The 1,548-nt window shown below is 64.4% G+C and carries 1 protein-coding gene; it reads left to right on the top strand.

Features of this window, described 5'->3' with window-relative positions:
- On the top strand, positions 1–1,241 hold a 1,241-nt coding region (locus SR3_RS30240; protein ID WP_068095122.1), incomplete at its 5' end, for an NRAMP family divalent metal transporter.
- Positions 1,242–1,548: the final 307 nt, after the last annotated feature.

The raw sequence follows: 1,548 nt of genomic DNA, 5'->3' as shown, positions 1-1,548 counted from the left end.
TGGAAAGGCTCAAACGCCTTGGCCCCGGCCTCGTCACGGGCGCGGCGGATGACGACCCTTCCGGCATCGCCACCTATTCCCAGGCGGGCGCGCAATTCGGCACCAGCCTGATGTGGACCATGCTCTTTGCCTATCCGCTGATGGTGGCGGTGCAACTGGCGAGCGCCCGGATCGGCCGCGTCACCGGGCGCGGTCTGGGGCGCAGCCTGCGTGAGGTGATGCCTTCATGGCTGGTCATGGTGCTGGTGGGCTTGCTGTTTGTCGCCAACACCATCAACATCGGCGCCGATCTGGCCGCCATGGGCGAAGCGGCGGGGCTGACGGTCGGTGGCGGGCAGCATATTTTCACCGTGCTGTTCGCATTGGGGTCACTGCTGCTCCAGAGCTTCATCCCCTATGACCGCTACGCCAATGTCCTCAAATGGCTGACGCTGGTGCTGCTGGCCTATGTTGCGCTGGTCTTGATGGTGAAGGTCGACTGGGCCGCAGCGGCGAAGGATCTGGTCGTGCCGCAGGTGCAGGGCCGTCAGGCGATCACCACGGTGGTGGCCATCCTGGGCACCACGATCAGCCCCTTCCTGTTCTTCTGGCAGGCTGCGCAGGAAGTCGAGGACATCGATCAGGTGGCGGAGCGCAAACCGCTCCATCGCGCGAAACATCAGGCGGAGGATGCTTTCAATCGCATCAAATGGGATACGTTCACCGGCATGGCGGTGTCGAACATCGTCGCGCTGGCCATCATGCTGGGCACGGCGGCCACGCTGCATGCGGCAGGCAAGACCGATATCCAGAGCGCCGCCGATGCCGCCAAGGCCCTGCAGCCGGTGGCAGGGACGCTCGCCTTCGCGATTTTCAGCCTGGGCATCATCGGCACCGGCCTGCTGGCGGTGCCCGTGCTGGCCGGCGCCTCGGGCTATGCGGTGTGCGAGGTGGGCGGCTTTCAGGCCAGCCTGCAGGACAAACCGTGGCGCGCGCGGGTGTTTTATGCCGTGATCGCGCTGGGCATGATATTGGGCCTTGCCATCGACTGGTCGCCGATTTCACCGATGAAGGCCCTGTTCTGGAGCGCGGTGATCAATGGCATCGTCGCCGTGCCGGTGATGGTGGCCTTGATGCTGATCGTGTCGCGCCCCGCCGTCATGGGCAAATTCGTCGCCCCTCCCCTGCTCAAGGGCTTTGGCTGGTTGGCGACCGGAGTGATGGCCGTAGCAGCCGTCGCCATGCTGTTTGTGCCAGAATGAAGGGGTATCGCCTTGGCATCGACCCGGACGGCGCATGGCTGGCTAAGATGGCATGTTCATGCTATCCACGGGCCGGCGGTGGCGCAATTTGCGGGACGCCTGCCTTCTATCCGAAAATTGGGGTTCATGCTGATGATGCTGTCTGAAGGCCCCGGCGCGTCGCAGGATGCCGCAGCTGTGGCAAGCCGCCTCAATGCCCGTGTGGCAGGCCATGGCGAGCGCACGATGATGTTTGCCCATGGCTTCGGCTGCGACCAGAACATGTGGCGCTATGTCGCTCCCGCTTTCGAGGATCGCTTCCGCACGG

Source organism: Novosphingobium rosa NBRC 15208 (genome assembly GCF_001598555.1).
In the GTDB taxonomy this organism is placed as follows: domain Bacteria; phylum Pseudomonadota; class Alphaproteobacteria; order Sphingomonadales; family Sphingomonadaceae; genus Novosphingobium; species Novosphingobium rosa.
This window is presented reverse-complemented; position numbering and strand designations above follow the sequence as displayed.